Below are 22,425 nucleotides of genomic sequence, written 5' to 3'. Positions count from 1 at the left end.
GAAAGAGTGGGACATGCCAACCAACAGCTTCACTGATCTTTGCAGAGTCAACGTCAAGGGCGGGGACGGCGGTGCCGGGTGCATGTCGTTTCGTCGGGAGGCCTTCGTTCCCAAGGGTGGGCCCGACGGCGGCGACGGCGGCAACGGCGGAAGCGTCGTTCTGGTCTGCGACCCGCAGCTCTCCTCGCTGATTGACTACCGCTACAAGCATCACTTCAGGGCGGAGCGCGGCACGCACGGCCAGGGTGCCCGCAAGCACGGTCGCGTGGGGGAGGACCTGGAGTTGAGGGTGCCCCTGGGCACGGTCGTCCGCGAGCTCGACCCCGAGACCATGACGCCCTCCTTTGACATCGCGGACCTCACCCAGCCTGGCCAGCGCGTGGTGGTGGCCCCGGGAGGCAAGGGAGGCCTCGGCAACATCCACTTCGTCACATCGGTGCGCAGGGCCCCCTCCTTCGCCGAGAAGGGCGAGCCCGCCCAGGAGCATTGGATTGAGCTCGAGATGAAGCTCATGGCAGACGCGGCGCTCGTGGGCATGCCCTCGGTGGGCAAGAGCTCCCTCATCGCCCGCCTCTCCGCGGCACGCCCCAAGATTGCCGATTATCCCTTCACCACCCTGGTTCCAAACCTCGGCGTCGTGAGGGCCAGGGATGGCAGCTCGTTCGTCGCGGCAGACGTTCCCGGCCTCATCGAGGGGGCGAGCGAGGGCAAGGGGCTAGGCCATGAGTTCCTGCGCCACATCGAGCGCACCGCCCTCATCGTCCACGTGGTTGACGTGACAGGCGGCTACGAGGGCCGGGATGCCGTCGAGGACTATCGCACCATCAATGCCGAGCTTGCCGCCTATGCCGCGGACCTTGCGTCGAGACCCCAGATCGTGCTTGCGAACAAGTGCGACATGCCGGGTTATGGGGAGGCAGTCGAGCGCCTGCGAGTGGCCGCCGAGTCAGACGGACACGGCTTCTTTGCCGTTTCGGCGGTGAGCGGGCAGGGCCTTGATGACTTCGTGCTCAGCTGCTCGCACGAGGTCGCCGAGCTCAGGCGTCAGATTCGTGTGGATGCCCCAACCGTGGACGTTACCGAGATGGTGGAGCGAGAGCGCCTGCGCAGGGATCGCAGCATCACGGTGACCAGGGAGGAGCGTCACGTCTGGCGCGTCAGCGGTGGTGCTGTGGAGCGCATGGTCGTCCAAACCGATTGGGAGAACGACGAGGCCATAGTCTACCTTCAGCATCGCTTCGCGCGCCTGGGGGTTGACGCCAGGCTCGCCAGCGCCGGCTGCCAGCCTGGCGACGAGATTCGCATCCTGGGCTTTGCCTTTAGCTACGAGGGCGTCCATGCCCATGAGGACGAGGACCTTGACGGTCTCGAGCTGCCCGATAGCCCGGAAGGCTCTCCCCTCGAGCCCGAGGCCGATGGGCCTGCGGGGTCTGGGGAGTAGGGTGGAGGAGGTATTCGAGGCCCCTGGGGTCATAGTGGTCAAGGTCGGGTCGTCTACCCTGGTGGATGAGAGGGGGAGGGTGGACAGGGCCTTCATGGCCTCTCTCTGCGACCAGGCGGCTCGCCTGGTCGGTTGTGGGCTGCACCCCATCATCGTCTCGTCGGGCGCTGTTGCTGCGGGCTTCGAACGCCTTGGCCTGCCAGGTCGCCCTCAGGACGTCCCTGGCCTTCAGGCCTGTGCCGCGGCCGGGCAGGCGGCCCTGACGGAGGCCTATGCGGCAGAGCTCTCAAGGCACGGCATCCCCTGTGGCCAGCTCCTCCTCACCAGGCGCGAGCTGACGGACCGCGAGAGCTATCTCAACGCTCGCAACACCATAGGCAGGCTTCTCTCGCTTGGCGCCATCCCCGTCATCAACGAGAACGATACCATCTCCGTCTCAGAGTTCGCGTTTGGTGACAATGACATGCTGGGCGCCATCGTCTCCAGCATCGTCAACGCAGACCTATACGTGATCCTCTCGGATGTCGATGGCCTCTACAGCTCAAACCCACAAGCAGACCCTGGGGCACGGCTCATCCCCAGGGTGGACTCGGTCGGGCGCGAGCTTGAGGGCGTGGCGGGGTCTGCCGGCTCTCCCGTCGGCACGGGCGGCATGGTGACGAAGCTCAGGGCGGGACGGGCCATGCTCGCCGCAGGCATCCCCATGGTCATCTGCCGCGGCCGTGCGCGCGACGTTCTCGTGCGACTCCTTGACGGGGAAGAGATGGGGACGCGCTTCGAGGCCAGACATGGCTGCGCTCACGAGAGTGCCCGCAAGCTCTGGATCGGCCTTGCCGAGGTCGCACGCGGAAGCCTCTACATAGACGAGGGCGCCTATCGCGCCGTCACGCAGGACGGGGCTTCGGTGCTTCCCGTGGGCGTCACGCGATGCGTGGGGAGCTTCTCGGCGGGGGACGTCGTAAACCTTCGCCTCGGGGATGACACCCTGGTGGGCAGGGGCGTCGTCCGGTATGGAGCTGATGACATGCGCCGCGTGATGGGGCTCAAGCTGGACGTGATCGCCCGCTTCATCCCCCAGTGCAAGGGGCAGCCGGCCATCCATCGTGACGAACTGCTGGTGCTGTAGCATGGCTGGCTACGTCGAGCTCATGTCCTCCCGCCTCGTCGACCTCGCGCAGGGTGTCCTGGACAGGGGAGACCTACCCCTCCTGGGGCAGGACCCGGCAAGGAGCTATCGCCTAGGCGTCATGGGCGGCACGTTCGACCCCATACATAATGGCCACCTGGTGGCCGCCGAGCAGGCCTTCGACGACCTGGGCCTGGACGTGGTGGTGTTCATGCCCGCCGGTCGCCCTGCCTTCAAGCAGGACAGGCGCGTGTCCCTGGGCGAGGACCGCTACGCCATGACGCTTCTCGCCACCTCGGACAACCCTCACTTCGTCGCCTCGCGCTTCGAGGTGGACCGCCCTGGCGTCACCTATACCGTTGACACCCTGGAGCTTCTGCGCGAGCTGTACCCGGACAACGTCGAAATCTACTTCATCACGGGCGCGGACGCCATCGCAGAGATCGTGGGCTGGCGGTCTGCCGACAAGATAGCCCGGCTCGCCACGCTGGTGGGGGCGACGCGCCCAGGATATGACCTGAGCTCCGCCCAGAGGAGCATCGCCGAGTCCCCTTACGGCTTCAAGGTCATATATCTGGAGGTTCCTGCCTTGGCCATCTCCTCGAGCTATCTGCGCGCGAGGGTGGCGGCGTCTCAGAGCCTACGCTACCTGACGCCAGACCCCGTGACGGGCTACATCCACAAGCACAAGCTCTATGGCGTGAGGCCCGCGCGCTACGGTTCCATGGGAGGGGACGGCATTGTCTGATTCGTCCCTCAGGCAAGGCTATGGGCCGGCGCAGGTCGAGCTCCTCGCCCGCGTGGAGCGCGACCTGAGGGCGCGCATGTCCGCGGCAAAGCCCAGGCGCCTCGCCCACTCCCTCTCGGTTGCGAGGACCGCCGAGGAGCTGGCGCTGCTCTATGGGGAGGACCCTTTCGAGGCGCGCCTCGCCGGCCTGCTCCATGACTGGGATAAGGTTCTAGACGGCGAGGAGCAGCTGGCCGAGGCGATGCGCCAGGGGATTGACCTTGGGGTCGAGCTTAGCCTCGTCTTGCCGCTTCTGCATGGTCTCACGGCTGCAGGAAGGCTCCCTCGGCTCTATCCTGAGCTGCCGGAAAGCGTGATTCGGGCCATCAGGCTGCACACGCTCGGGTCTGCGCGCATGACGGGTTTGGACATGATCCTCTTTGTTGCGGATGGCATCGAGCCGCTCCGCAAGGCCAGCCCAGGCATAGCGCGGGTGCGAGAGATGCTGGCCCGGGGCGCCTCCTTGCCAGAGCTGTATTGGGAGTCCTTCGCGTCCGGGGTCTCCTTCGTCATTGAGACCAGACGCTACCTCTATCCGGGTACCATAGAGACATACAACCAGATCGTGCTCGAGAGAGCGCGAGATGCTGCCCGCGGGCAGCGCTGATGGGAGGCCTTAATGGCATTGAGCTCGTATGAGATCGCACGCTTGGCCGCAAGGGCGTCAGACGCAAGGAAGGCGCAGGACATCGTCCTTCTGGACCTGACCGAGCTCTCCGACGTCTGCGACTACTTTCTCATCTGCACGGGCGGCAGCACGCCCCAGGTGGACGCAATCGTAGACGAGATCAGGGAGACGCTGCGCTCCGCTGCTCAGGAGTCGCCGCTCTCGAGCGAGGGCAAGGGAGGCTCGGGCTGGATGCTCCTGGACTATGGCAGCCTGGTCGTGCATGTCTTCAAGCCTGAGGTCCGTGAGTTCTACCGCCTGGAGAGGCTTTGGGCTGAGGCTCCTCGGGTGGACTTTGGCCTGGGTGCCCGTGACGAAGGGGGCGACGTCTCCTAGGGCGTGCCGCCGCCGGGCACGCCCGCCCCATTGAGCGCGGGCGTGTCCGAGCCAAGCCCCCCTAGGCGCAGGTCACGCCCCCACCCGAGTGCCGTGCTGCCGAAGCGCTCACGGACCTGGTCGGCCACAATCGAAAGCTCGCGCAGGTCACGCCTTGCGCGAGCTTCCCCCTGCGCTTCTCTGGCCGTCACATCTGAGAAAAGCTCGAGCTGACAGCTCTCCTCCTCCCCAAATTCAGCAAGGCCCACTCCCACTAGGCGCACGCCCTGGCCCTCTGCCCAGATACCATCGAGGAGCTCCTTGGCGAGCGCGCAGAAGACGTGCTCGTCGTCGGTGGGATGGGATAGGTGCCGTTGGGCGCTGCGGCCATGGTCCAGGTCAAGGCGAAGCTTCAGCGTCACGCGCCTTCCTCTGAGCGACCTCTTCCTCAGGCGGCTGCCTACCACCGCCCCAACGTGGTCTATTGCCGCCTCAAGCTCCTCCCTGGTACGAAGGTCGCGGGCAAAGGTCCTTTCGTTGGACACGGACTTGGCCTCCTCGGGTTCTGCGAGGCTGCGTATGGCGTTGCGCTCCGCTCCCGACGCCCTGAGTCTCAGCCGGGGCCCCGTCACGCCAAAGGCGAGCGATAGGCGCTCCTCGTCCGCGGCGGCCAGCTCTGCCAGGGTGTGGATACCCATCTTCGCCAGGCGACGCTCGCTCGAGGACCCTATGCCGCTCATGGACCTTACCGAAAGCGGGGCTAGGAAGTCCTTCTCGCTGCCGGGGAGCACCACGCTCAGCCCGTGCGGCTTGCGTCTCTCGGAGGCTATCTTCGCCACGGTCTTGTTCACGCCGAGTCCGATGGAGCAGCTGATGCCCAGCTCGTCCACGCGCCTCTGCAGCCTCAGGCAGATATCCAGGGGGTTCTCGTTGGAGAACCTCCCGGGGGTGATGTCAAAGAACGCCTCGTCTATCGACACCTGCTCGACCAGGGGCGTCTCGTCTGCGATGCGGGACATGACCTTGCGAGAGAGCTCGCGATAGCGGGGGAAGTTCCCTCTGGTCCATATGGCATTGGGACAGAGGCGGACGGCCTGCCACGACGGCATGGCAGAGTGGACGCCGAGGCGGCGCGCCTCGTAGGAGGCGGTCGAGACGACGCCACGTCTCTCGGGGGAACCGCCCACTATGACGGGCCTTCCGCGCCATTCAGGGTGATCGAGCTGCTCTACGGAGGCGAAGAACGCGTCGAGGTCGAGCAGGCCAATGGCAGGACCGCTCCAGCCCGCGTCCCTGGCGGTCTCTGCCTGCCTCTCCTTATGCGAAGCTCTTTCCATGTGAGAGAGTATAGGGCCTAGGGAGGCCCTAGAGCTGGACCGTGAACGTTGTTCCCTCGCGCCGGCCGCTCGTCACGGAGATGCTGCCGCCATGTGCCTCTGCCACGCCCTTGGCGATGGCGAGGCCCAGCCCAAAGCCGCCAGCGCCCTCGCCGCGCGCACGCGCCTTGTCGCTTCGGTAGAAGCGCTCGAACACATGTGCGAGGTCCTTGGCCTCGATGGGGTTTCCCATGTTGTTGACCGAGAGGATGCGATGCTGGCCCTGCTCCGTGAGCCCGAGGGTGATCTTGCTGTCCGGGCTTGCGTACTTGCACGCGTTGTCCAGCAGGATTCTTATCATGCGGTCGACCCACTCCCTGTCCCCCTGCATGCTCACGCCGTCCTGAACCCGCATCTCTATGCTGCAGCCCTTCTCGAAGGCAAGGGGCTCGAACTCCAGGGCGGCGGAAGAGGCCATCTCCGAGAGGTCGATGGTGGTCCTGTTTATGGCGGTAGCGTAGCCCTGCGCTTCCGCGTCATCGGTGCGTGCGAGCTGCAGCAGGTCTGCGACCAGCGCCTTCATGTGCCGAGACTCGCTGGCGGTCCTGCGCACCCACTCGCGATCCTCCGCGCTTAGGCTTCGAGAGCTCGCAAGGATCTCCGTGTTGGCAATGATGACGGAGAGCGGGGTCTTAAGCTCGTGCGAGGCATCTGCGATGAAGCGCCTTTGCTGGTCCCATGCCCTGGCGACGGGCCTGAGAGCCCAGTCCGAGAGGAAGACGGTGATGCCAAACAGAGCGAAAAGCCCCACCAGCATGATCGCGGCCGCTTGGACGAGCTGCGAGTACATCGCCGCGTCAGAGCCCCTCGTGTCGACGATGACGATGCGCGTGCCCGCGTCACCGCCTTCGCCGGACATCCAGGCGACGTGCCTCTCGGGAAGCCGGCCCTTCCTGGAGTCCCTCAGCTGGATGTCGTCGAGCACCTCGCCCAGAGTGTCGGAGCTTATGGTGACCGGCGAGCTGCTGCGGGCGAGGATGGTGCCGTCGGGGGAGATGTCAAGCGCGAGCATCAGCATGCTCGAGGAGGACAGTCCCTCGGCCTCGGAGCTTCCGGCTCCCCCGATGACCGGTATGTCGTTGAGGGATCCGGCGACGCCGCGCGCGAGGGACTCGTCTATGAGTCTCTGCTGGGCAGCGTAGGAGGAGAACAGCGAGAACGCAAGAACGCTCGCGAGGACGAGCCCCACGAGCGTCATGACAATGAGAATGAACTTGACCTTGAGGCGCTTGAGCATGCCGTCTCCCGAAAGGGGCTACTCGACGTCCTGATCGCTGAAGTCCTCGAGGCGATACCCCAGCATCCGCAGAGTGGTGATCTGCACGTTCGAGCGGACGTGCGCCAGCTTCTTGCGCAGGAACGAGATGTATGCCTCGACGGAGTTCTCGGAGGCGTCTGCGTCCGTGCCCCACACGCGGCCGAGCAGGTCCTGCTTCGAGATGACGCGGGTGGTGGAGCTCATCAGCAGGCGAAGGACCTCGAACTCCTTGCCAGAGAGGTGCACGCCGCGATGCTCGGTCCTGAGGTCATGCGTCGCGAGGTCCAAGGTGAGGTCGGCAAAGGTGACCTCGTCTATCACGACGTCGCCCTGGCGGCGCGTGAGGGCGCGCAGGCGCGCGAGCAGCTCCGGGGTCTCGAAGGGCTTGGTCATGTAGTCGTCGGCGCCGGCATCCAGGCCCTGGACCTTGTCCATCGTGGAGGTGAGCGCGGTGAGCATGAGGATGGGGATCGGGTTGTTGGCGTGGCGCAGCTCGTGCACGATCTGCAGGCCGTCCATGTCGGGAAGCATGACGTCCAGGATGACCGCGTCGAACAGGCCGCTCTGTGCCGAGCTCAGGCCGACGCTTCCGTCGTAGGCGGCCTCTGCGTTGTAGCCTGCGTCCTGCAGGATGTGGACGATGGCGTCTGCGAGGTTTCTCTCGTCTTCGACAACAAGAATGTTCATGTGATACCTCCCGCGAGGGCGTTGACTGTTAGGGCGCTCCCGTTTAATCAAAATAGCACGAGCCACCTGAACGCCTGTTGCGCAAAGGTCGTTTTACCTGTTGCTGACCCCAGGCCGTAACAGCGTTCACAAAAACTGCACCCCACATATTTCCATGTTTGTCGTATCATCAAATGCTGCTTTATGTGGCAATGCGACGCATTTCATTTCGACTACCCCGGCGTCGCTCGTCTGAAGGAGTTTTACGTTGGCAGTTAAGATTCGTCTCGCTCGTCACGGTGCAAAGAAGCATCCGTACTACCGCGTCGTCGTCGCCGATGGCCGCATGCCCCGCGATGGTCGCTACATCGAGCTCGTTGGTCGCTACAACCCCCTGACCACCCCCAAGACCATCGATCTTGACCTCGAGAAGGTTGACGAGTGGATTGCGAAGGGTGCCCAGCCCTCTGGCGCCGTCTCCCACCTCATCGACATCGTGCGCTCCGGCACCCCTGCTCCCGAGAAGAAGCAGAAGCTCTCCAAGAAGGCTGCCGCCAAGGCCGCGAAGGCCGCCGAGGACGCGGAGTAGCGATCGTGTCTGAGGAAGTCGTGGACACTGACTCCCTCGAGCGCTCGTCCGAAGACGTTGCGGCGATGGCTTCCGACAAGGTTGCGGATCTGGTCGAGTATATCGTCTGTGGCCTGGTCACCAACGAGGATGCCGTCTCTCTGGACGTCACGGACAGCGATGGTTCCGCACTCATTGAGGTCTCCTGCTCCGAGGAGGATGCAGGTCGCATCATTGGTCGTCGTGGGCGCACCATCAAGGCAATAAGGACGCTCGCCCGAGCTTTGGGCTCAAGGGTTGGAACTTCCGTCGAGGTCGAGGTATTGGGATAAGGTCTTGCGCTCTCGTTATCGCTGCATAGCTCGCGTTACCAAGACGCATGGCAGAAGGGGGGAGGTCGTGGCGGATGCCGTCCACGGCCTCCCCCTCCTGCTGCGCGAGGACATGCACGTCACGCTGGTGCCCCCTGAGCTCAAGGGCCCTCGCGGCCACGTGGTGACCTCAGAGAGTGCCGGGGGGTCTGCCCAGCTGGTGTCCCTCTCGGGGGTCTATGACATAGACGCCGCCTCCAGGCTTGTCGGCAGATGGGTTCTTGCGCGCCAGGACGAGCTTCCCGGGGACTTCGAGCTGCACGACCCTCGCTCGTTGGTGGGGCGCGAGGTGGAAGACGCGGAGCTTGGCTCCCTGGGCAGCGTCTGCGATCTTCTCGTGGGGCCTGCGAATGACGTCTGGGTGGTCAGGGGCCCCTACGGAGAGGTCCTCATTCCTGCGGTTGAGCCCATCGTCCGGTCCTGGAATGACGAGGGACCCATCTTGGTTCGTGTGCCGGAAGGCATCCTAGGCCTGGGAGGTTGAGACGTGAGGTTTGAGGCGCTTTCCGTCTTTCCAGAGTTCTTTGACTCCTACCTGGACATGTCTATCATGGGGCGCGCGCGCAAGCGCTCCGTTTTCGAGTTTGTGGCCCATGACCTGCGTAGCTGGACCCACGATCGCCATAACACGGTGGATGACAGCCCCTTCGGCGGCGGGCAGGGCATGCTCATGAAGCCCGCCCCGCTCTTCGAGGCGATAGAGGACATCTCCTCTCGTGGCGAGGCCAGACCTCACGTGGTGTTCTTCTCTCCCTGCGGCAGGCCCTATTGTCAGGCCGTTGCCGAGGAGCTTTCGCACAAGAATCGCATCCTTCTCGTGTGCGGTCGCTACGAGGGGATGGACGAGCGGGCCTACGAGCTCGCGGACGACATTGTCTCCATGGGCGACTACGTCCTCACGGGCGGGGAGCTCGCGGCCCTGTGCGTGATTGACTCCGTGGTCCGCCTGCTTCCAGGCGCCCTCGGAGACGAGATGAGCGCCAAGGACGAGTCCTTCTCGGACGGGCTTCTCGAATACGCCCAATACACCAGGCCTGCCGTCTTTCGGGGGCGCGCGGTCCCGGAGGTGCTCCTTTCGGGAAACCACGCCGCGGTTGACGCATGGAGGCGCAGGAACGCCATCGAGCGCACGGCGCGGTGGCGCCCAGACCTCCTCGAGGTAGCAGAGCTCACTGACGAGGAGAGGGCTTTCGCGGAGCGCTCGATGCGAGAGGAGCGGCAATGAGGCACGCGAGGACCGAGGGGGCGCACCTCCTGCCGTCCTGGCTGGAGTGGATCCTCACCATCATCGCAGGACTCGCCATAGCCTTCCTGCTCAGGAGCCTGGTCATTGGCGTCTATCTGGTCCCCTCGGGTTCCATGCTCGAGACGATTCACGAGGGCGACCGCCTGGTGGGAGAGAAGATCAGCTATCGCTCGCATGCGCCCTCCAAAGGTGACGTGGTCACCTTTGACGACCCAGCCGACCCACGCGTCACGCTCATAAAGCGCGTTGTTGCGACCGAGGGACAGACCGTTGACCTGAGGGACGGCAGGCTCGTCGTCGACGGCCTTGCGCAAGAAGAGGCCTACACGCTTGGCAAGCCAAGCTATCCCCTGCAGGGCCATGCCCCCAACCTCTCCGAGGACATCAGCTACCCTTATGTCGTGCCCGAGGGCTGCGTGTGGGTCATGGGTGACAATCGCACAAACTCGCTTGATTCGCGCTACTTTGGTGCCGTGCGCATGAGCAGCATCAGCTCGCACGCTCTATTCATCTACTGGCCCCCGACTGACGCCCGGGCACTCTAGGCCCGCGCCGCTCAAAAGATGGGAGAACTGAGCCAAATGGCAGCTCGTCCACTGACGTTCCAAGATATGATCCTCGCGCTCGAGCACTACTGGGCGGACAAGGGCTGCACGGTCATGCAGCCCTATGACAGCGAGGTCGGCGCGGGAACCTTCCACACCGCAACCCTGCTGCGCTCACTTGGCCCCTCCGCCTGGCGCACCTGCTATCCCCAGCCCTGCCGCCGTCCTGCGGACGGTCGCTATGGCGAGAACCCCAACCGCATGCAGCACTACTATCAGTTCCAGGTCATCCTGAAGCCCTCGCCGGCCGATTCTCAGGAGCTCTACCTGGGCTCCCTTGCCGCCATCGGACTTGATCCCAAGGAGCATGACGTCCGCTTCGTCGAAGACGACTGGGAGAGCCCCACGCTAGGGGCCTGGGGCCTTGGCTGGGAGGTGTGGATGGATGGCATGGAGGTAACCCAGTACACCTACTTCCAGCAGGTCGGTGGAATCGAGGTCAGCCCCGTGCCCGTCGAGATAACATACGGCCTGGAGCGCATCGCCATGTACGCGCAGGGGGTGAACTCCGTCTACGACATAGTCTGGAGCTACCTGCCCGACGGAACCCCCATGACCTACGGGGACGTCTTCCTGGAGAACGAGCGCGAGTTCAGCGCCTATAACTTCGAGGTTGCAAACGTTGCCCTGATGCGCGAGAAGTTCGATGAGTACGAGGCGGAGTGCCACGCCTGCCTCGAGCGCAAGCTTCCGCTCCCTGCCTACGACTGCGTCATGAAGTGCAGTCACGCCTTCAACCTGCTTGATTCCCGCGGTGCCATCTCCGCGACCGAGCGCGCCAACTACATCCTGCGCGTGCGCTCCGTTGCCAAGGCCTGTTGCGAGGCCTATCTCGCGGAGGTCGCCACCAAGAGTCCTGCTCATGCATTCGAAGGGGAGGTGGCCTAGATGGCAGACAGCAAGGACTTCCTGCTCGAGGTCGGTTGCGAGGAGATGCCCTCCGCGCCCCTCATCAACGCACAGCGCCAGCTCGCCAAGCTCTTCGAGGACGGTCTCGCCGCCGCAGGCCTCGGCTTCGTCGCCTTGCGCACCCTTTCGACCCCACGTCGCCTTGCCGTCATCGTTGATGGCCTTGCCACGAGCACCCAGGAGATCCATGAGGTCTTGCGCGGCCCCGCGGCCCGGATCGCCTTTGGGGAGGACGGCCAGCCCACCAAGGCGGCCCTGGGCTTCGCCCGCAAGAGCTGCGTCGATGCGTCCCAGCTCATACGGAGGGTCGACTCTGACGGGCGCGAATATGTCTTTGCGGAGCGCAGCATCGCCTCAAGGCCCGCAGCCCCCATTCTGAGCGCCCTCTGCGAGAAGGTCATCGCCTCGCTCGAGTGGCCGAACTACCGCAGCCAGCGATGGGGCTCGACGCAGGAGACCTTCGTCCGTCCCGTTCGGTGGATCTGCGCCCTGCTCGGGAACGAGGTCATTGACGTGAGCTATGCGGACGTCAGGAGCTCCAACACCACTCGCGGGCATCGCGTCCTTGGGCCCGGGGAGCACAGGGTCGATGAGCCTTCTCGCTACGAGGGCGTTCTTGAGTCCTGCTTCGTGCTTGGCGAAAGGCGGCGCGCCGAGGTCATCCGCTCGGGAATCGCGGCGGTGGAGGCGCAGCGTGGCGGAGCGCACGTCGATACGCCCAAGCGCACCTTTGACGAGGTCGTCAACCTTTGCGAGTGGCCGAGCGTCATCGTGGGGTCCTTCGACGAGGAGTTCCTGCGCGTTCCCCATGAGATCATCTGCGAGTCCATGCTCACGAACCAGCGCTATTTCCCCATATATGATGCCGCGGGCGAGCTCACGAGGGAGTTCGTGATCGTCTCCAACGCAGACCCCGCCTGCTCCGATCGCGTCATTGACGGCAACGAGCGCGTCGTGCGCGCCCGCCTCGATGATGCCAAGTTCTTCTATGAGGAAGACCTCAAGAGGCCCCTGGACGCGTACGTCGACAGGCTCGCCAGCGTCGTCTTCCAGGAGAAGCTCGGCACGGTCCTGCAGAAGGTCGAGCGTATGGAGGCCCTGGCCGCCGAGGTCGCGCGCGAGGCGGGGGAGGACGACCGGTCGGTGTCCCGTGCCGCAAGGGCCGCCCATCTCGCCAAGGCCGACCTCGTTACGCAGGCAGTCGTCGAGTTCACCAGCCAGCAGGGTGTCATGGGCGGCTATTATGCGGATGCTGCCGGTGAGCCCGCCGAGGTCTCTGGCGCCATCCGGGAGCACTATCGTCCCCGCTTCGCGGGCGACGATCTCCCTGCGGGCGTCATCGGCAAGGCGGTCGCGATAGCCGACAAGCTGGACACCATCTGCGGCATCTTTGCCATCAACGAGCCTCCCACCGGCTCCTCAGACCCCTTCGCCGTCCGCCGCGCGGCAATCGGAGTCGTGTCCATGCTGCGCACCCTTCCTGAGGTGCGCCTGCGCACGCTCATAGGGCTGTCCCTTGGCGCCTACCTTGGCCAGGGGCTCGAGTTCGACCTCGAGGCGGTGTCCCAGGGGGTCGTCGACTTCTTTGCCGGGCGTCTCGTGGGGATCGCAAGGGAGGATGGGATCTCCGTTGACGTCATCGACGCCATCTCCTCGCTGGGAGTCATCGACCCCTGCGAGTTCCTCGAGCGCGCCCATGCCCTCGAGGACGAGAGACGCGAGGCCCCCGCGCTCTTCGATGACCTCGCCACCGCGTATGCCCGCGCCTCCCACCTTGGTGACGCAAGCCTGGGCTGTACGGTTGACGAGAGCCTCATGGGCGAGGCAGAGCTTGCACTCCTCCGAGCCTGCGAGGCGGGTTCCAAGAATGTGGAGACTGCGTTGAGCGAGCGCGACTACAGGAGCGCCTGCAAGGCTCTCGCCGAACTGAGGGGGCCAATCGACCGGTTCTTTGATGACGTCCTTGTCATGGACGGTGAAACTAGGCTAAGGGAGAACCGTCTCCGCCTGCTGAACGGCTTCGCTGCCGTGTTCGATGGCGTGGCAGACATCGGGGCGCTCTCCAAGAGGAAGTAACAGGGGTGGCCCTGTCGGGACCATCTTGGGCAGGGCCACATCCGGTCCTATGGGAAGGAGAAGCATATGACTGAGGATTCGCTCGAGGTTGTGGATCCCTTTGCCAACGTGACGCCCGTCGTGTTCGTTCTCTCGGATGCTCGCGGCAAGACCGCGACCAGCGTGGTGGAGGCTGCCGCCGACCAGTTCAGCGATGGCATCGTCACGATCAGGCAGCTCGGTAACGTGCGTTCGGTCGGCATGGTGTGCGACTACCTTGACCAGAACGTGACCGAGGACGTCCCCATGGCCGTCTTCCACACCATCGTGGACCGCAACCTGCGCAGGGACATCCGCCGCGAGCTCGACAAGCGCGGCATCCCCAGCATCGACCTCCTGGGGCCTGCCATCACGGTCATATCTACGCTCACGGGCGAGGAGCCCAAGTACCAGGCCGGGCATCGTGCCAAGAACCAGGTGCAGTCCCTCGAGTAGCCTTATCGCGCAAGCATAGGTTCTCTAGTATATACATATTTATTTTGTCAGGTACCGCTGCAACTACCTGACGGGCATATTTCAGCCGTTAATCGGATGTTGCGCCCGGACAGGCGCGTGCCCTATAAAATGTTCTTTGTTCTCGCGAACACCTGCCGAGTTCCTTGGCAGGTGTTCTTTGCAAATGGCGCGGGCCCGAGCTCGTGCTCCGGTAAAGAAGATCAGGGGTGTCATATGGCTGAAAAGCACGTCTACCGTTTCGGCACAGACGAAAACGGCAACAACGTCACCGAGGTCGCTGGCAATAGCGTAGAGGAGGCGAAGTGGATCACGGGCGGCAAGGGCGCAAACCTTGCCGAGATGGCAAATATCGGCCTGCCCGTTCCTCCGGGATTCTCCATCACCTGCCAGACCTGCGTTGCCTACTCCAAGAACAACGTGTGGCCCGCGGGCGTGCTCGACGAGATCGACGAGTATCGCGCAGACCTCGAGAAGCGCATGGGCAAGAAGCTGGGTGACAAGGAAGACCCCCTGCTCGTCTCCGTGCGCTCCGGCGCCCCCTTCTCCATGCCTGGCATGATGGACACCGTCCTCAACCTCGGCCTTAACGACGACTCCGTTCAGGGCCTCATCGCCCAGACCGGCAACGAGCGCTTCGCATGGGACTCCTACCGCCGCTTCGTCCAGATGTTCTCCAACGTCGTTATGGGTGTCGACGGCGACCTCTTCGAGGACGCCATCAACGCCAAGAAGGAGGAGAAGGGCGTCAAGCTCGACACCGACCTCTCCGCCGAGGACCTCAAGGAACTGACCGAGACCTTCAAGGCGATCTTTGCCAAGAACGTTGACTCCCAGGCCCACCCCGAGGTTGCCCCCAACGGCATCGCATCCTTCCCCGACGATCCCTACCTGCAGCTTCGTCTTGCCGAGCAGGCCGTTTTCGGTTCCTGGAACACCGAGCGCGCCATTCTCTACCGCAAGCAGAACAAGATCGACGACTCCCTGGGAACTGCCGTCAACGTCCAGGTCATGGTCTTTGGCAACAAGGGCGAGACCTCCGCGACCGGCGTTGCCTTCACCCGCAACCCCGCAGACGGAACCAACGAGCGCTACGGTGACTTCCTCGTGAACGCCCAGGGCGAGGACGTCGTCGCGGGCATCCGCAACACCGAGCCCATCGCCGACCTCGTCAAGATCCCTGCCCTCAAGGAGGCTGGCGAGCAGCTCTTCCACGTCTTCGAGATTCTCGAGGACCACTATGCCGACATGATGGACATAGAGTTCACCATCGAGCAGGGCAAGCTCTGGATGCTCCAGACCCGCGTGGGCAAGCGCACGGCGCTCTCCGCGCTCAAGGTTGCCATGCAGATGGTCGACGAGGGGCGTATCTCCAAGGAGGAGGCGCTCCTGCGCGTCGCCCCCGACCAGCTTGACCAGCTCCTGCACCCGCAGTTTGACCCCAAGGCGAAGCTCAACGTCATAGCCAAGGGCATGAACGCCAGCCCTGGTGCCGCGGTGGGCGCCGTGGTCTTCTCCTCGGACGCCGCAGTTCGCTACTCCAACATCGAGAAGCCCTGCATCCTCGTGCGCTGGGAGACCACGCCCGACGACCTCAAGGGCATGGTTGCCGCCGAGGGCATCCTCACCTCTCATGGCGGAAAGACCTCTCACGCGGCCGTCATCGCCCGCGGCATGGGCGCCCCCTGCGTCTGCGGTGCCGAGGCGCTCAAGATCGATGCAAAGGCCAAGGAGGTCGTCGTCTCCGGAACCAACGTCGTCCTGCACGAGGGGGACATCATCTCCATCAACGGCACCACGGGCGACATCATCCTGGGTGCGGTTCCCCTGACCCGTCCCGAGCTCACCGGCGACCTCGAGGTCATTCTCGAGTGGGCCGACGACGTCCGCCGCGACGCGTCTCGTGGCCGCATCTTCGGCGTTCGCACCAACGCGGACAACCCCGAGGACGCGCAGCTGTCCGTCGACTTTGGCGCAGAGGGCATTGGCCTCGACCGCACCGAGCACATGTTCCTGGGCGAGCGCAAGCAGATCATCCAGTCGTTCATCCTCGCCGACAGCGACGGCCAGAAGCAGCAGGCGCTAGGCCAGCTTCTCAAGGCACAGACGGGCGACTTCGAGGGCATGTTCAAGGCCATGGACGGCAAGAACGTCATCGTCCGCCTGCTTGACCCCCCTCTGCACGAGTTCCTCGACGACCCCCGCGAGCTTGCCGTAGAGATCGCCCACGCCGAAGGTCGCGGCGAGAACGAGGTGCAGCTGAAGGCGATGCGCGATCGTCTTGCCAGGCTTGACTCCTTCCAGGAGGCAAACCCCATGCTCGGCCTGCGCGGCTGCCGCCTTGGCATCGTCTACCCCGAGCTCAACGACATGCAGGTCCGCGCGATCGCCAGCGCTGCCGCCACCCTGAAGAAGCAGGGCCTCAACCCTAAGCCTGAGATCATGGTTCCCCTGATCTCCTCCGTCGAGGAGCTCATGCTCGTTCGCGAGCAGATTGAGGACGTCATCCGGTCCGTCGCAGAGTCCGAGGGCGTCGAGCTCAACATTCCCATCGGCTGCATGATCGAGCTCCCGCGCGCCGCCGTGACCGCCGATGAGATTGGTAAGTTCGCCGACTTCTTCTCGTTTGGCACGAACGACCTCACGCAGACCACCTTCGGCTTCTCCCGCGACGACGTCGAGAGCGCCTTCATTCCGCAGTACCTCAACAAGAAGCTTCTTAAGACCAACCCCTTCGAGACCCTTGACGCGGGCGTTGCCAAGCTTGTCGAGCTGGGTGTTCAGGGTGGCCATAAGGCCAACGCCACCATCGTCTGCGGCGTCTGCGGCGAGACGGGCGGAGATCCCGATTCCATCCAGATGTACTATGACCTCGGCCTTGACTACGTCTCCTGCTCCCCTTACCGCGTGCCCATCGCGCGCTTGGCTGGAGCGCAGGCCAAGATCAGGTCCAACGGCGGTGCCAAGAAGCTCGCCTAGCTCATGCTTGGGCTGATTGTCTAGACGAGGGAGGGGCCCCAGGGGTCCCTCCCTCTCTTTTTAGAGAGGGAGGATGCATGGGCAAGGCGATCGTGCGTGAGGAACTTGAGCGCAGGGAGCATGAGACTCTGAGCCCATATGCCTGCTTCAGCGACCGGAGCCTGGGCAGGCGCGTGCCCGAAGAGCCCGATGCGCTGCGCGGCTGCTTCCAATGCGACAGGGATCGCGTCCTGCACAGCAAGAGCTTCCGTAGGCTCGCGAACAAGACCCAGGTCTTCCTTGCGCCGGAGGGAGACCACTACCGCACTCGCCTGACGCACACCCTGGAGGTCGCCCAGATCGCCCGCGACATCGCTCGTCCCCTTGGCCTCAACGAGGACCTCACCGAGGCGATAGCGCTTGGGCACGACCTGGGACACACTCCCTTTGGGCATGTGGGGGAGCGAGCCCTCTCGCGCGCCATCTCGCGTTACAGAAAGGTTGACCCCGCAAGCGAGGAGGGACTCCGTCTCTTCTCCCACAACGAGCAGAGCGTGCGCATACTCGAGGTGCTCGAGCGGCAGGGCAGGGGTCTCAACCTCTGCCACGAGGTCTTGGATGGCATCCGTTGCCACCGAGGAAGCCTGAGGGCGATGACGCTCGAGGGGAGAGTGGTGGCAAAGGCGGACAGGATCGCCTACGTGTGCCACGACATAGACGACGCCGAGCGTGCGGGGCTGCTCAGCGAGGAAGACCTTCCCAGTGGGCCCTGCTCGGTGCTCGGTCGCAGCTCCTCCGACAGGATCAGCACCATGGTTCAGGACCTCGTCTTCGCAAGCTCCGGGAGAGACGACATCCTCATGTCCGAGGGCGTCTGGAGGGCTTTGAGCGAGCTCAGGTCCTTTCTCTTCGATCACCTCTACACAAAAGGAGACGCCAAGTACGAGGAGCCCAAGGCCGACCGCATGATAGAGGAGCTCTTCGACTACTTCGTGAGTCATATCGACGAGATACCAGACGAGTACCGACGCTCAAGCGAAGATCGTCCCGATGTGCAGGTTGCCGACTACGTGGCGGGGATGACCGATCGCTATGCACTCAGGGTCTTCGAGGAGCTCAAGGTGCCAAGGGCCTGGCGCGTGCCGAAGCTGCGCAGATATAATGAGGCTTTCTAAGTACCTTTTTCTTTGTCTCCATGATAGAATTTCGTGGATATAAGCAACATCTCAAGAGGGCAGTCCGTGTCACAGGTGAAAGCAGCTCGAACCCCGTCACGCGATTCTCGCAGTGCCATTTTGGATGCCGCCAGGTCGGCGTTTCTCGAGCACGGCTTTCAGGGCGTGTCGCTGCGCGCGATAGCCCATGACGCGGGACTCACCACGGGCGCAATCTACGGCAACTTCCACTCGAAGGAGGACCTGTTCGATGCCGTGGTCAGTGCCGCCGGTGATGGCCTTGTCGAGCTTTACGAGCAAATCATTGCCGAATTCTCCCTGCTTCCCAAGGAGCAGCGGGGCTGGGATGCGATGGGCGAGTTCGAGCGTGTCTCCATGGCCCGCCTCGTTGACTTCATGTATGACAACTACGACTGCTTTCGCCTCATCTGCACGTGCTCGTCGGGTACGTCCTGGGAGCACTACAAGGACCGCCTGATGGAGCTCGAGCTCATGAGCACCATCGAATACGAGCGCACCGTCCATGCTCATGACGATGCCTACGAGGGGCAGAGCCATGTCCTCCTCGATTATATTGTGAATCAATTCATTCAAGGAATCTTTCAGCCCATAGTGCTCGGCCTGAGCCGCAGAGAAGCCCAGAGCTTCGTCTATGCCTATGGCTGCTTCTTCCATGAGGGCGCACGCGGCATGTTCTCCTAGCACCTGCCTTCAGATGCCACCCGTAGATTTATCTTCATCTAACTCTTGTCAGGAGGTTATAACATTGTTATAACCTCCTAGAGAAAGCTAAGGCTAACTTTACTCTAGGAGGTTTCACATGAAGAAAGAGGGTGGCGGCACGCCCGCCGAACGGCTTCTCGATTGGTCAGCACCATATCGGGGCTACTACCTCGCGTCGGTGGTGTTGGCTGTTGCCGGGGTCGCGGCAAGCGTCATGCCGTATTACGCCGCGGGTCGCATGGTCGTGGGGGTCCTCGATGGCCTGAACGATCTCTCGTTCTACGTTGGCTGGTGCTCTTTTGCCGCCCTGTGCTACCTTGCATACCTGTTGTTCCACTATGCGTCCACGGGGCTTTCCCACGTCGCGACCTTCAAGACGATCTCTCGCATCCGCCGGCTCCTCGCGGCAAAGCTCACGCGCGTCCCGTTGGGATACGTGCTGGACACGCCCTCGGGCACGCTCAAAACGGTCATGGTGGAGAAGGTCGACGGCATAGAGACCCCGCTTGCGCACGCCGTTCCCGAGATGACGAGCAACCTGCTCGTGCCGTTGGCCGTGCTGGGATACATGTTCTGCCTCGACTGGAGGCTCGCCCTGGTCTCGCTCGTGACGATCCCGGTGGGCGCGCTGGCGTTTGCCCAGATGATGCGCGACTACGAGAAATGGTATGGACGTACCGTCACGAGCGGCAACGAGATGTCGTCGGCAGCCATCGAGTATGTCAATGGCATCGAGGTCATCAAGGCCTTCGGCCGCTCAGCAAGCTCGTACGAGAAGTTCTCGAAGGCGGTTTGGGGGTATGCCCGCTCGTTCATAGACTGGATGGCCCACTGCCAGATCTGGTCCGACCTTGGCCTTTCCATCATGCCCGCGTCTCTTGTGGGCGTGCTGCCCGTGGGCTGCCTGCTGCTGGCCTCCGGCAGCCTGGAGCCTGCGACCTTCGTCCTGGTGGCCGTGCTGTCTCTCGCGATCTTCCCGCCGCTCTATGCGGCCATGAGCTTCATGGACTCCCTGGCCCAGGTGGGAACGACCGTCGAACAGATCGCGCAGGTCCTCGACCAGGAGGAGCAGCGCCGCGCCGACGAGGCCCGCTCGCAGGACCTGCAGGGCGTCCAGGTGCCTGGGATCGACCTCGAGAAGGTGAGCTTCTCCTATGGTGCGACGGAGGTTCTTCACGATGTGAGCCTGAGCATAGAGCCTGGCAAGGTCACCGCGCTGGTGGGGCCATCCGGGTCTGGCAAGTCCACCCTGGCGCGGCTCATAGCGGGATTCTGGGACTGCGACGGAGGTTGCGTGTCCCTTGGGGGAAGACCGCTGAGCAGTCTGAGCGCCCGTCAGCTGAGCGATGCCATCGCATACGTCTCCCAGGACAACTACCTCTTTGATGAGACCATCATGGAAAACATTCGCATGGGCCGTCCCGACGCGAGTGACGAGGAGGTTATGCGCATCGCCGCCCAAAGCGGCTGCCATGAGTTCATCGAGTCACTCGAGAATGGCTATCAGACGATAGCGGGAGGCGGTGGCGGGCATCTGTCAGGCGGAGAGCGCCAGCGCATCGCCATCGCGCGTGCGATGCTTCACGACAGCCCGATCGTCATCCTGGACGAGGCGACCGCCTACACGGACCCGGAGAGCGAGGCGCAGGTCGAGGCCGCCGTCTCCCGCCTCGTTGCCGGCAAGACGCTCGTCGTCATCGCCCACAGGCTTTCGACCGTCGTCGACGCGGACCGCATCGTCGTCGTGAGGGACGGGCGCATCGAGGCCAGTGGCACGCATTCCGAGCTGATGTCAGCCTGCGAGCTCTATCGCGACATGTATCACGCGCACATGGGGGCTCGTGACGAATCTGGTTCCGTCGACATCGAGAGGGGATAGGACATGGTCTCTACCATACGCAAGTACTTCGAGTTCGGCGGTAAGAGCTCCAAAAAGCTCACTCGGGGCATGGCGTGGTCCATTGCAAACTCCTTCTTCGAGTCGGTGCAGATATGGGCCCTGGCAATAGTGCTTGCCGATGTCGCAAACGGGGCCGCGGGCGCGCATACGGCGCTCTCCTCCCTGGCGGTCATGCTGCTCTCCATAGGAGGGAGCTTCGTCACGGCACACTTCAAGAGCGAGAACTTCTGTGACGGCAACTACTCCATGTGTGCCGAAAAGCGCTCCGCCATAGGAGACCGGATGCGCTACCTCCCCATGGGCTACTTCAACTCGAGCAGCCTGGGCGAGATGGCGAGCACCATGACGAACACCCTGGATGACGTGCAGAACATCGGAGGTCTCGTCTACTCGTCCGTCATATCGGGCATGGTCCTCTCCTGCATCATGGCCCTCATGTTCTGGGCCATGGACTGGAGGTGCGGCCTGCTGGCCCTCTCTGCCATAGCGCTCATCCTCCTGATTAACGCCCTCATGCAGAGCGCGTCTCGCGCCCTCTCCTCCCGGCGCGTGAAGGCCCAGCGCTCGCTTGTCGGGGCAGTGCTGGAGTACGTGCAGGGAATGGGCGTCGTCCGTGCGTTCTGCCTGCTTGACCGCGTCGAGGGGAGGCTTGGGAGAGCCATTGGGGAATGCGAGGCCGTCAACATCGCCGCAGAGCTCCGCCTCATGCTCTTCGCGGCCCTGGAGACCCTTGTGTGCAAGTCAGCGAGCGTGCTCATGTGCCTGCTCTCCATAGGGCTGTGGCTGGCGGGTGACATGCCTACCGCAACCTGCCTGGTAATGGTGGTGGCGTCGTTCATGGTCTTTGCCAAGCTCGAGCTCGCGGGACTGTTTTCGAGCGTTCTCAGGCAGATCGACCTTTCGATGGACAAGGTGAACGAGCTCATAGCGGAGCCCGTCATGGAGGGCGGAAGTTACAAGGCTGACGGCGGCCAGATGGGCGTCGAGCTGCGCCGCGTGTCGTTCTCCTATGAGAACCGCAGGGTCATCGACGGTCTTTCCCTCTCGATACCCAAGGGGAGCAGCTGTGCGATCGTGGGGCCGTCAGGATCCGGAAAGACCACCATCGCCCGCCTGATGGCTCGCTTTTGGGATGTGAGCGAGGGACAAGTGCTCGTCGGCGGAAAGGACGTCAGGGAGTGGGACGTGGACTCACTGCTTGCGAGCTTTTCGATCGTATTCCAGGGCGTGTACCTCTTCGACGACACCATCGAGAACAACATTCGCTTCGGCTGCCCCGAGGCAACGAGGGAGCAGGTGATGGAGGCCGCAAGAAGGGCTTGCTGTAACGATTTCATCGAGCGTCTCGACAAGGGCTACGAGACCCGCATCGGCGAGGGCGGGGCCACCCTTTCCGGCGGGGAGCGACAGCGCATATCCATCGCCAGGGCCATCCTCAAGGATGCGCCCATCGTGGTGCTCGATGAGGCGACGGCGAATGTCGACCCCGAGAATGAGCGAGAGCTGCAGATGGCGGTCGAGGAGCTCAAGAGGGGCAAGACGGTCATCATGATCGCGCACAGGCTCAAGACGGTGCGCGATGCGGACCAGATAGCCGTCATCGATGCGGGCCGCCTCGCCCAGTGCGGCAGCCACGAAGAGCTTATGGCACAACCCGGCATCTATCGCAAGTTCGTGGACATGCGCGAGAAGACCATAGGCTGGCGCCTCGCTACGCAGGGGTAGGTCGCCTGGAAAATGTGCGTTGTGCGAACCTTGCCCTTGGG

At 63.6% G+C, this 22,425-nt stretch carries 21 protein-coding genes; 18 read left to right on the top strand and 3 right to left on the bottom strand.

Going from position 1 to position 22,425, the window contains the following annotated elements:
• Positions 1-13: 13 nt before the first annotated feature.
• The 5 genes from obgE to rsfS are packed head-to-tail and all read left to right on the top strand — an operon-like array spanning position 14 to position 4,357.
• Entirely contained in the window at positions 14-1,441 is a 1,428-nt protein-coding gene (gene obgE / locus CZ375_RS04015) for a GTPase ObgE (RefSeq protein ID WP_077598008.1), read from the top strand.
• Between the two features lies 1 nt (position 1,442).
• Positions 1,443-2,567 (top strand): glutamate 5-kinase, encoded by a 1,125-nt coding sequence (proB, locus tag CZ375_RS04010; protein ID WP_077598007.1) that lies wholly within the window; start codon positions 1,443-1,445, stop codon positions 2,565-2,567.
• Between the two features lie 22 nt (positions 2,568-2,589).
• Positions 2,590-3,315, top strand: a complete 726-nt coding sequence (gene nadD, locus CZ375_RS04005; RefSeq protein WP_200799728.1) for a nicotinate-nucleotide adenylyltransferase — start codon at positions 2,590-2,592, stop codon at positions 3,313-3,315.
• Complete coding sequence (gene yqeK, locus CZ375_RS04000) at positions 3,308-3,961, top strand: bis(5'-nucleosyl)-tetraphosphatase (symmetrical) YqeK (RefSeq protein ID WP_234966856.1); 654 nt, start codon at positions 3,308-3,310, stop codon at positions 3,959-3,961. The genes nadD and yqeK overlap by 8 nt, the downstream gene beginning before the upstream one ends.
• Before the next feature lie 12 nt (positions 3,962-3,973).
• On the top strand, positions 3,974-4,357 hold the full coding sequence (rsfS, locus tag CZ375_RS03995; RefSeq protein ID WP_077598005.1) for a ribosome silencing factor: 384 nt from the start codon (positions 3,974-3,976) through the stop codon (positions 4,355-4,357).
• Here rsfS and dinB read toward each other — a convergent pair.
• The 3 genes from dinB to CZ375_RS03980 are packed head-to-tail and all read right to left on the bottom strand — an operon-like array spanning position 4,354 to position 7,657.
• On the bottom strand, positions 4,354-5,673 hold the full coding sequence (gene dinB / locus CZ375_RS03990) for a DNA polymerase IV (protein ID WP_077598004.1): 1,320 nt from the start codon (positions 5,671-5,673) through the stop codon (positions 4,354-4,356). The two genes, rsfS and dinB, sit on opposite strands and share 4 nt — an antisense overlap.
• 28 nt (positions 5,674-5,701) lie before the next feature.
• Positions 5,702-6,949, bottom strand: a complete 1,248-nt coding sequence (locus CZ375_RS03985; protein WP_077598003.1) for a sensor histidine kinase — start codon at positions 6,947-6,949, stop codon at positions 5,702-5,704.
• Between the two features lie 18 nt (positions 6,950-6,967).
• On the bottom strand, positions 6,968-7,657 hold the full coding sequence (locus CZ375_RS03980) for a response regulator transcription factor (RefSeq protein WP_077598002.1): 690 nt from the start codon (positions 7,655-7,657) through the stop codon (positions 6,968-6,970).
• Positions 7,658-7,904: 247 nt separating this feature from the next.
• On the opposite strand from CZ375_RS03980, the gene rpsP reads away from it, so the two are divergent.
• From rpsP to CZ375_RS03915, 13 genes are all read left to right on the top strand, one after another.
• Positions 7,905-8,225 carry a 30S ribosomal protein S16 gene (gene rpsP, locus CZ375_RS03975; protein WP_077598001.1) on the top strand — a complete coding sequence of 107 codons (321 nt, stop codon included), beginning with the start codon at positions 7,905-7,907 and terminating at the stop codon, positions 8,223-8,225.
• 65 nt (positions 8,226-8,290) lie between these two features.
• Positions 8,291-8,536 (top strand): KH domain-containing protein, encoded by a 246-nt coding sequence (locus CZ375_RS03970; RefSeq protein ID WP_097677401.1) that lies wholly within the window; start codon positions 8,291-8,293, stop codon positions 8,534-8,536.
• Positions 8,502-9,059, top strand: coding sequence for a ribosome maturation factor RimM (locus CZ375_RS03965; RefSeq protein ID WP_327196211.1), 558 nt, complete (start codon positions 8,502-8,504; stop codon positions 9,057-9,059). The genes CZ375_RS03970 and CZ375_RS03965 overlap by 35 nt, the downstream gene beginning before the upstream one ends.
• A gap of 3 nt (positions 9,060-9,062) precedes the next feature.
• Positions 9,063-9,800: a tRNA (guanosine(37)-N1)-methyltransferase TrmD gene (gene trmD, locus CZ375_RS03960; protein WP_077597998.1), complete on the top strand. Its 738-nt coding sequence runs from the start codon at positions 9,063-9,065 to the stop codon at positions 9,798-9,800.
• Positions 9,797-10,366, top strand: a complete 570-nt coding sequence (lepB, locus tag CZ375_RS03955; protein ID WP_077597997.1) for a signal peptidase I — start codon at positions 9,797-9,799, stop codon at positions 10,364-10,366. The genes trmD and lepB overlap by 4 nt, the downstream gene beginning before the upstream one ends.
• Before the next feature lie 36 nt (positions 10,367-10,402).
• Positions 10,403-11,314 (top strand): glycine--tRNA ligase subunit alpha, encoded by a 912-nt coding sequence (locus CZ375_RS03950; protein WP_077597996.1) that lies wholly within the window; start codon positions 10,403-10,405, stop codon positions 11,312-11,314.
• On the top strand, positions 11,315-13,411 hold the full coding sequence (gene glyS, locus CZ375_RS03945) for a glycine--tRNA ligase subunit beta (protein WP_077597995.1): 2,097 nt from the start codon (positions 11,315-11,317) through the stop codon (positions 13,409-13,411).
• A 66-nt stretch (positions 13,412-13,477) separates the two neighbouring features.
• Positions 13,478-13,885 carry a kinase/pyrophosphorylase gene (locus CZ375_RS03940; protein WP_077597994.1) on the top strand — a complete coding sequence of 136 codons (408 nt, stop codon included), beginning with the start codon at positions 13,478-13,480 and terminating at the stop codon, positions 13,883-13,885.
• 234 nt (positions 13,886-14,119) lie between these two features.
• Positions 14,120-16,882: a pyruvate, phosphate dikinase gene (gene ppdK, locus CZ375_RS03935; RefSeq protein ID WP_077597993.1), complete on the top strand. Its 2,763-nt coding sequence runs from the start codon at positions 14,120-14,122 to the stop codon at positions 16,880-16,882.
• A gap of 77 nt (positions 16,883-16,959) precedes the next feature.
• Positions 16,960-18,036 (top strand): deoxyguanosinetriphosphate triphosphohydrolase, encoded by a 1,077-nt coding sequence (locus CZ375_RS03930; RefSeq protein WP_077597992.1) that lies wholly within the window; start codon positions 16,960-16,962, stop codon positions 18,034-18,036.
• A gap of 120 nt (positions 18,037-18,156) precedes the next feature.
• Positions 18,157-18,738: a TetR/AcrR family transcriptional regulator gene (locus CZ375_RS03925; protein WP_234966852.1), complete on the top strand. Its 582-nt coding sequence runs from the start codon at positions 18,157-18,159 to the stop codon at positions 18,736-18,738.
• Positions 18,739-18,856: 118 nt separating this feature from the next.
• Positions 18,857-20,638, top strand: a complete 1,782-nt coding sequence (locus tag CZ375_RS03920) for an ABC transporter ATP-binding protein (RefSeq protein ID WP_077597990.1) — start codon at positions 18,857-18,859, stop codon at positions 20,636-20,638.
• A gap of 3 nt (positions 20,639-20,641) precedes the next feature.
• The gene (locus CZ375_RS03915) at positions 20,642-22,384 is read left to right on the top strand and encodes an ABC transporter ATP-binding protein (protein ID WP_077597989.1); all 1,743 of its coding nucleotides are present in this window, start codon (positions 20,642-20,644) and stop codon (positions 22,382-22,384) included.
• The last annotated feature ends 41 nt before the right edge of the window (positions 22,385-22,425 follow it).

This window comes from Olsenella urininfantis (assembly GCF_900155635.1).
Classification (GTDB): Bacteria; Actinomycetota; Coriobacteriia; order Coriobacteriales; family Atopobiaceae; genus Olsenella_G; species Olsenella_G urininfantis.
The sequence above is the reverse complement of the archived record's forward strand: the minus strand, read 5'-3'. Positions and strand labels throughout refer to the sequence as shown.